We start from the raw sequence: 7,483 nt of genomic DNA on the forward strand, positions 1-7,483 counted from the left end.
TGCAAGAAGTACAATCAGTTTGATTTATCAGTAAAAGTAATCCCTAACAATTCTTCCACAGCTTCTCTGGGAACCCTGTCCAGTTTGCGTGACTGATAGTAGGTATGCCCTTTTGAAATCATAAGTTTTTTTGCTTCTCTTATGATGTCTGCTGCGAATGAAGTCCCATAACCCAGTTCTATTAAGTCTTTTTTTGTTACTGTAATCATGTTCCTCCTTTCCATAGACCAGATATGGAACCCTCAATATCTGTCTATATTATATCAGATTTTGTGGCAAAAGTAATATTAAGATTGTATTTCCTGCGAATAGTTATTTGATTTTGAATGAAAAATTCTAATTCAAAATAGTATATAAGCAAGCCGAGCAGCTTTCGCTAAAGCTCATGGGAATCTCACCCCTGCATGGTTCTCATCCAGCCGTACCCTTTGCCAGCGGTGCTACATCATCACACGGACTAAGGCTGTACGGAAGTATCATTATCACAATAGAAAGGTCATGGCGGCAGCTCTGCGGTAAGCTGCTTATGGAACGCTGGCAGGAATCGCTATCCGGTATCATCCCTCCTTTGGTGGGTTACGGCGTGCCAGCCCAACGGCTCTCTTTCTATCGAAACGTATTCGGCTGCTTTATGCTGCGTTGATTAGACGCTTTCTTTTTCAAGGAACAATCCGGCTTTGTCAGCCTGTTAAAATGCACTGGTGATAATGCACTTTAATAGGCTGGCAAGCTCTGTCTGGGAAGCATGGGCTTGTCCATGCTTCCACAGGAGAGCGTTATTTTTACTTTGGTTCCCTGATTTCAAAAGATAAAATCTTTGCAATCAGACGTGTTTCCATCCGGCGGCGTAGGGTTTCATCTACAACCATGTGGGTATTCCCATATTCGTCTTTCATGGGACGCATGGAACGGCTGGCAATAAAACCGCTGTAATGGCGTACAATCTGGTTGACTGCTTCAATATCACCGTCCGCAGCCCTTACAATTACAGGAAACGGAATCATAGGGTGCTTTGCTGTCATGCTTCTTCCTCCATAAATTTTTTGATAAATTCCAGTCCGGCGTGTCTTCTTCTCTGGATGGTAGAACGGTTGACTTCCAGAATTTTTGAAATTTCCGTATCGTCAAATCCGAGGAAATAATATCTCAGGATAACGTCACGTTTCTTTCCATCCAGATTTTCTAATGCTTCTGCTAATAGGCTGTTTTCAATGCGGACAGTAAATCCATCCATTTCAAAAGTATGGAAATGGGAGGGATAGGTGTCTTCGGAAGAAAACAGATTGACGGTGTAATCGTCCATATCACAGAACAGGGTTTCCCGTTTACACTGTCTGGACAACGCTTTGAGATAGTCTTTGCGTTCATCTTCCATAGCGACTTTACAGATATAATCAAACTGGTTCTCTATGGTTGTCTGAAATTCAGATGGCTTCATCATTGCTCACCCCCTTTCCAGCCTTGAAAGGGAGCGAGTTGATAGGAATTTCTGCTTCTTTCCCCCTTTTCGCTCTTAGTCCCGACAGGACAGGGGCTGCAGTTGCGTTTTGAGAAGAAAAATTTAAAAACTTTTTCTTCCAACTAAAAAAGCACGCAAACAGACGATATTTCTGCTTGTGTGCTTCGATAGTTCTTGCTATGTATTGTGAAAAACCATATTGCAGGTCAGACTTTTCTAGCGTAGGTGGATGGCTTTTTTTAACGGTTTACCGAATGTAGATATATTTAAGAAAATATTTTGCATAGCGGCTTCCTCCTGTAAGCCGCCGGAGCCTAAAAAAAGCTGACTTTAATACAACCTCCATGTGTTCTGGAAAAAAGAAAGACGGCGGCTTTTATTAAACCGTCGTCTGGAAAGGCTTATGTGATTTTGACGCAAGAAAAGTGTACTGCCAAATAACGGTTTTTTTTATTTCCGTTTCAGCAGCATAGTTTTATCTTTGGTACACATAATAGGAACTGTAAAACTGTACAATACGTTTTTCTATACCTGTCACTATTATAACAGGAACAGTAAAATGTACAGAGGTGGTGTATTATGCGTAAAAAAGAAGATAAATATGATTTCAGGGCTTTGGGGCTTGCCATAAAAGAAGCCCGTAAAAAACAGGGTTTGACCCGTGAACAGGTGGGAGCAATGATTGAGATTGACCCACGTTATTTAACCAATATTGAGAACAAAGGGCAGCATCCCAGCTTACAGGTGCTTTACGACCTTGTATCTCTGCTGAATGTATCAGTGGATGAGTTTTTCTTGCCTGCCAGCAGTCAGGTGAAAAGTACCAAACGCAGGCAGTTAGAAAACAAAATAGACAATTTCACAGACGCTGACCTTGTTATTATGGAAAGCGTCGCAGATGGTATTGTCAAATCTAAGGAAGTGGGGGAAATGTAAATCCTCCACTTTTGTTTATAATTGCAGTGATATTAGAATTGATACTCTGCAATATTTTTGAAATCATTGTTCAACACATAATATACCTTATTTTTAGCAACGGAATATACAAAAGAAACTCTGGTTGCCCAAAGTCCTTCCTGACGTACTGACCTAAGTACATCAAAGGCGTTGGAAATAGAGAAGTTTTCTCCATATCCTTGCAGTAAATCCTTTGCCTTTTCATATCTGTTATCCCCAGATAAAACATATGGATTAGTCAATTCTGGTTTTAGAATGGAGTAATTTGTTATTAAGGAATATTTTTCTTTTTCCAAACGATACCCAATCCCCGGTTCAATAATGAGAACACGCCCAGTTCTATCCGAAAACATAGCCTGCATAGTAGTGTCAGGAGCATAAGTAATTTTCTTTTTTTTCACTATTTCCAATGAATCATCAAAAGAGAGGTTGCCTTTTATAAAATTTTCTGTCAAATCAGCTATTGTATAGCATGATTCATTACCGCAAAATTGTGCATTGTCATTTCCATGTACATACAACAATGTGCCAACATTCCCATTTCTATTGATTCCGTGAAAAGAGTGATACTTATTATCGGACATTTTTATCCCTATAAAAAAACGGTCTTTTTCAGCAATTATGGTATGTTCCCATTCAGAAAGGTCAATATCAAAATTGAACCCAACAATGGTTTCTTTCCCATTATACACAAATCTTGTACACATATTTGTAGTTCCTTTCATAAACTAATTATAGTAGTATCAAAACTAATTATATTAGCAATATTAAATATTATAATACAATTTGTCAATATAAAAGTTCTTTTTTTCTAACCTAATTATTGACTTCGCTAATTTAATTACTTAAAATGAGGTAAATGATGTGAAGAAAGAGGAAAATGAATATGCGAGTTACAAGAGCCGAAGTTATAAAAACAGCGTCTGATATGGCTGATAGAAATGGACTTCATAATGTTTCTTTGAAAGCTATTGCTGAAAATTTAGGGATTCGTACCCCCTCCTTATATAATCATATAGGAAGTTTGGATGAACTTCTTAGGGAGATAGCACATAGTGGTATGCGTACTATGAATGAAAAAATGATTCGTGCAGCAATCGGTAAGACAGGGGATTCAGCGTTAAAATTAGTGGCAGTTGAATATCTTAATTATATGATTGAACATCCCGGTGTGTATGAAATAATTCAATGGGCTAGTTGGAATGGAACAGAGGAAACAGCAATCATTTTTAATGATTATCTATCTTTACTTAAAACACTTATTTGCTCATGTGGCTTTAATCCAGATAAGACCACTGAAATTTTGAGCATGGTAACAGGTATGCTTCATGGTTATACAACATTACAATTAAGATATGCCTTTTCAAATCCTGATAAAGTAAGAAAAGAATTATCCGAAGCAATTGATACACTACTGCTGGGAGCTAATCAAAAATATAAAGATTAAACGAAAATTTCTTTTAAATACTTTGTAAGAGAAACGTGCAAATCTCCAAATGAGAAATGCACGTTTCTCTATAACTATTTCACAATTTTCCAGTTTTCCCCGTTCTTTTCCAGCACAAGGTAAAACTGCGATACCTGTGTTGTCATGGTCTGGTTATCCAGATATTTTACTGCAAGGGAAGCTGTCACCTGATTTCCGTTTCGGTTGTAGACAGGATTTACCAGTTCCGAGAAGATATATTCTTTCCCCACAGGTTTCAGCACGCCCTCATTCACATAATAGGTCAGCTCTTTTGCGGTTGCCGTAGGGTACAGCTTGAAAAAGGTAGTGAGAAATTCGTTGATTTCCTCCGTGGTGATGGAATCCACCGTACCGTCACTTTGTACCGCTTTTGGGGTGTAACCGGATTTTACAGGAACGCTGGTGATGGTTGGGTTCTGGATAATCGTCAGGTTTCCAGAGCCGTCCACATAGACCGTCACCTGATAGGCGGAACGGACGGTTTTACTGGATTCTCCCTCTGTGATACGCTGTTCCACTGTATAGGTCACTTGATAATGCTGCTCCTTTTCTTTTGTAATTTCCCATATCTGAAAATCGGTCAGGGCAGACGATACGGGGATGTCCTTTCGGACAGTATCTACATTCAGGGCTTGCAGCTCTCCGGTGAGATACCCTTTTAAAGCGTTTGTCCGGTTGTCAATGGAAGTGGCGGACTGTTCCCATGAATAGTAGACTTCTGCGAAATTCTCCACAAAGTTTTCTATCTTGTGAGTGTCGAGGATGGTTTCCTCAATCACTTTGGTTTCATGGACAGTATGAATGTCTATCGCCGTGAAATTCTTATAGACGGCAAACAGGAAGCTCACTGCCAGCAGCACCCACAGGGCAATCACAGTTTTTTTGTGGGTATTGACTTTGTAAACTTTCAGTTTCTTTTCTTTCTGCTTTTTCTGGTTATCCTCTTTTCTAATCTGAATCATATCGGTTCATCCTTTCTTATTTTTTGATTCGTCCGGCTCCGGCAAGGTGCTGTTGCCAGTAGGAGCCTGTCAGGTCTGCATAACCAATGGGATTTCCGGCATGGTACATCCGGTTATTTCCCACATACAGCCCCACATGGGTGATGTAGGTTCCGGCGTTGTAGGTGGAGTGGAAAAAGACCAAATCCCCTGCTTTTGCTTCGGACAGGGGGATGTGCTGCGTCACATTATACTGTTCCTGTGCTGTACGTGGCAGGGCGATTCCTGCCTTGCCATAGCACCACTGCACCAGTCCCGAACAGTCAAAGGAAGTGGAGGGGGAATCGCCCCCGTACACATACGTCCAGCCCTCATACTTTAAGGCTTCCTCCATGATAGCCTGTACCGTTTCATCATCAAACTGTGCCACAGTCAGGTATTGCGATACCAAGAGGACATAGAACATATTCCCGTAGGAATACCGCCAGCCCCCGTTTTTCTCTACGGCAACAGGGTTAGTGTAGGTAACTTTCTTTCCACCGGATTTGTCCCTTGCGAAGCTCTCTGCCAGTTCAAAGGTGTACGTTTTCCCGTGTCCTGCTACATAATCTAAAAAACCGCCGCCGTAGTTATAGGACTGAATCACGCTGTTTAAGTCACAGCCCTTTGTTTCTGCTGCTGCGAGCAGTTCCGAGAAATACTTGCAGCCCTGTTTGATGGATTCCTCTGTACTAAGGGAGTTCGGAGGAAGCCCCAGAGATTCCGAGGACTGCATAACGTCTTCCAGCGTGCCGCCGGATTCCACCTGAATGATGGCGAGCAGCACATTTAAGTATTCCTCTATGCCATATTCCCTTGCATACTTTTCCAGCATAGGTTTATGGGCGAGGACTTCCTGTGATACGCTCACGCCCCCATAGATAAGGTTTCCGCCGCTTCCGCCGTCTTCCTCATCCGAGAAGACAATTACCACCAAAAGGAGCAGGGAGAACATCATCACGAACACGCCGGAACAGGCAAAGAAAAGGTGTCTTAACTTCATGGTTTCTCCCCTTGCTTTTGTTTGGCAGCCGCTTTTACCGTTTTTGTCCACTCCTTTCTGGCGGTGGTACGCCGGATGGTAAAGTTCGATTCTTTTACCACAGGGGCAGCCCGTTTCCTTTCCGGTATCACAGGAGCCGTATCATTCTGGACAGGTCTTGCCGGATGGGGAGCAGCAGGGGTGATGGTGGGACTTGTCTTTTGTCTTTCCTCTGGTTTGTCTGGGGAAACCGGAGGGAGTATCTGGCGTTCCGTCCTTACTGGCGGTGTTTGCTCATGGTGGATGGAAGCTGCTTTTACCACCGGAACCGAAGCCCGTTCCGCCACAGTTCCCCCATAAGAAACCTGTCCCCGTTCCCTGATGGATGGGGAAGCTGGCTGCATGGCTGGTTTTCCTGTATGATGTCGGAAATCTTCTGGCTGCTTTGCAGTAACAGGGCGTTCATGGACAGGAGCCGCCCCTTTGGGTGCTTCGGAAGCTGTCTTTTGCGGCTGTTTTGCCTGTTCCAGTTCCGCCCTGCGTTCTGCAATGGTCTGTCTGCGGCTTTCTGCCTGTGCGTTCCGCTGTTCGGCTCTGGCAGTTCGGGTCTGGGTCACGCTGGAAGTAAAATCCCGTACTCCCTCTGATACCTGTGTTTTCCCGTGATAAAGGGCGTACTTTGCATTGACAGGCAAATCCTTTGCCTGCTCCCGAAGCTGTCCGGCAGTATCGGCTATCTTATCTTTGGTATCTGCCACCGCACCTACCGCAGAGCCAGCCCGTTTCCATGCGGATTCCTTTTCCGGTGCTGCCTGTCCGTCTGGTCTGCTGTGGTCTGCCTGCGTCCGTTTGGAAGAGCCGGAGCTGGAAGCAGTTCTCTGGTCTGAGCCAGCCTGTTTTCCTGCATGGTAGGCAGCCGTACCAGCCCCAAGAGCCGCCACAGAACGTCCTAACTTATGCTGTAAACGGTGCATATGGGCGTGCATGAGCATACGGGGTCTTCGCATGATATGGTTCCCCATGCTTTGGGAATCCCCACTCTGTAAGGAGAACATCCCCATCAAATCCCCCAGCTTGAAATAAATTCCGGCAAAGGTCACTATCTGTAAGAACGCCGTCAGGAAGAACGGATATTCCCCAGACAGGTTGTAGAGCATGGTGGAAATGCTGAACGCTACCGTGATAATCAGGGTGATTCCGGCTCTGGTAAGGATGGTGTTGAACAGTTTTGTAATGGCACGTTTTGACATCCCCTCAAAAGAGGGAACCATGCTAAGGAGAAAGCTCACAGGCAGGAACATGGCGTAGATGATAAAAAGCACCTGTGAGAAAATCATTATCCCTGTGAGCAGGAATACAAAAATGGAGATACCCATATTGAACATGAACAGGAAGAAGACGGTTCCCAAGCGGTTGATGGTCTTTGTGATGGTAAGGTTGGTGTTTTCCCTGTCTTCGATTTCCTCCACTACGATTTCTTCCCTGTCCTGCCCATTGTTTTCGTTTGGGCTGGTTGAGAGCAGGCTTTCCACACGGTCAGCCCCAATGCTTTCCACATCCGAGTTGCCGTATTGCAGCAGGAGCCACGGCTGCTTTACCTGTATGGAAAACAGGCTGTCCCGTATCAAATCCACGCT

General features: G+C 43.7%; 9 protein-coding genes. 2 read left to right on the top strand and 7 right to left on the bottom strand.

Annotation, left to right across the window (positions count from 1 at the left end; all coding sequences use genetic code 11):
* Positions 1–14: 14 nt before the first annotated feature.
* The 3 genes from DWZ40_RS14800 to DWZ40_RS14815 form a co-directional block, all read right to left on the bottom strand.
* Positions 15–209 (bottom strand): DUF3173 domain-containing protein, encoded by a 195-nt coding sequence (locus DWZ40_RS14800; RefSeq protein WP_011861908.1) that lies wholly within the window; start codon positions 207–209, stop codon positions 15–17.
* Between the two features lie 573 nt (positions 210–782).
* A complete protein-coding gene (locus DWZ40_RS14810) occupies positions 783–1,022 on the bottom strand; it encodes a helix-turn-helix domain-containing protein (protein ID WP_009255079.1) in 240 nt (79 codons plus the stop codon).
* Positions 1,019–1,438, bottom strand: coding sequence for a sigma factor-like helix-turn-helix DNA-binding protein (locus DWZ40_RS14815; protein ID WP_009255078.1), 420 nt, complete (start codon positions 1,436–1,438; stop codon positions 1,019–1,021). Before DWZ40_RS14815 ends, DWZ40_RS14810 begins: the two co-directional genes overlap by 4 nt.
* Positions 1,439–2,038: 600 nt before the next feature.
* On the opposite strand from DWZ40_RS14815, the gene DWZ40_RS14820 reads away from it, so the two are divergent.
* On the top strand, positions 2,039–2,395 hold the full coding sequence (locus tag DWZ40_RS14820; RefSeq protein ID WP_009009558.1) for a helix-turn-helix domain-containing protein: 357 nt from the start codon (positions 2,039–2,041) through the stop codon (positions 2,393–2,395).
* A gap of 32 nt (positions 2,396–2,427) precedes the next feature.
* On the opposite strand, the gene DWZ40_RS14825 is transcribed toward DWZ40_RS14820, so the two are convergent.
* Complete coding sequence (locus tag DWZ40_RS14825) at positions 2,428–3,123, bottom strand: conjugal transfer protein (protein WP_118543691.1); 696 nt, start codon at positions 3,121–3,123, stop codon at positions 2,428–2,430.
* A gap of 179 nt (positions 3,124–3,302) precedes the next feature.
* Here DWZ40_RS14825 and DWZ40_RS14830 point away from each other — a divergent pair, with 179 nt between their 5' ends.
* The gene (locus DWZ40_RS14830) at positions 3,303–3,863 is read left to right on the top strand and encodes a TetR/AcrR family transcriptional regulator (RefSeq protein WP_103900079.1); all 561 of its coding nucleotides are present in this window, start codon (positions 3,303–3,305) and stop codon (positions 3,861–3,863) included.
* 74 nt (positions 3,864–3,937) lie between these two features.
* Here the strand turns inward: DWZ40_RS14830 and DWZ40_RS14835 are convergent, their stop codons facing one another.
* From DWZ40_RS14835 to DWZ40_RS14845, 3 genes are all read right to left on the bottom strand, one after another.
* A complete protein-coding gene (locus DWZ40_RS14835; protein ID WP_118543692.1) occupies positions 3,938–4,846 on the bottom strand; it encodes a conjugal transfer protein in 909 nt (302 codons plus the stop codon).
* A 16-nt stretch (positions 4,847–4,862) separates the two neighbouring features.
* Complete coding sequence (locus tag DWZ40_RS14840; RefSeq protein ID WP_118543693.1) at positions 4,863–5,867, bottom strand: bifunctional lysozyme/C40 family peptidase; 1,005 nt, start codon at positions 5,865–5,867, stop codon at positions 4,863–4,865.
* A partial coding sequence (locus DWZ40_RS14845) for a YtxH domain-containing protein (RefSeq protein WP_118543698.1) occupies positions 5,864–7,483 on the bottom strand: 1,620 nt, incomplete at its 5' end. The genes DWZ40_RS14840 and DWZ40_RS14845, both read right to left, overlap by 4 nt.

Origin of the sequence: Clostridium sp. AF32-12BH (assembly GCF_003477935.1) — a bacterium.
In the GTDB taxonomy this organism is placed as follows: domain Bacteria; phylum Bacillota; class Clostridia; order Lachnospirales; family Lachnospiraceae; genus Brotaphodocola.

Bases quoted from the DNA above. Each gene is read 5' to 3' on its own strand.
- DWZ40_RS14840 (WP_118543693.1), bottom strand. From the start codon at position 5,867: ATGAAGTTAAGACACCTTTTCTTTGCCTGTTCCGGCGTGTTCGTGATG.
- DWZ40_RS14810 (WP_009255079.1), bottom strand. From the start codon at position 1,022: ATGACAGCAAAGCACCCTATGATTCCGTTTCCTGTAATTGTAAGGGCT.
- DWZ40_RS14820 (WP_009009558.1), top strand. From the start codon at position 2,039: ATGCGTAAAAAAGAAGATAAATATGATTTCAGGGCTTTGGGGCTTGCC.
- DWZ40_RS14835 (WP_118543692.1), bottom strand. From the start codon at position 4,846: ATGATTCAGATTAGAAAAGAGGATAACCAGAAAAAGCAGAAAGAAAAG.
- DWZ40_RS14815 (WP_009255078.1), bottom strand. From the start codon at position 1,438: ATGAAGCCATCTGAATTTCAGACAACCATAGAGAACCAGTTTGATTAT.
- DWZ40_RS14830 (WP_103900079.1), top strand. From the start codon at position 3,303: ATGCGAGTTACAAGAGCCGAAGTTATAAAAACAGCGTCTGATATGGCT.
- DWZ40_RS14825 (WP_118543691.1), bottom strand. From the start codon at position 3,123: ATGTGTACAAGATTTGTGTATAATGGGAAAGAAACCATTGTTGGGTTC.
- DWZ40_RS14800 (WP_011861908.1), bottom strand. From the start codon at position 209: ATGATTACAGTAACAAAAAAAGACTTAATAGAACTGGGTTATGGGACT.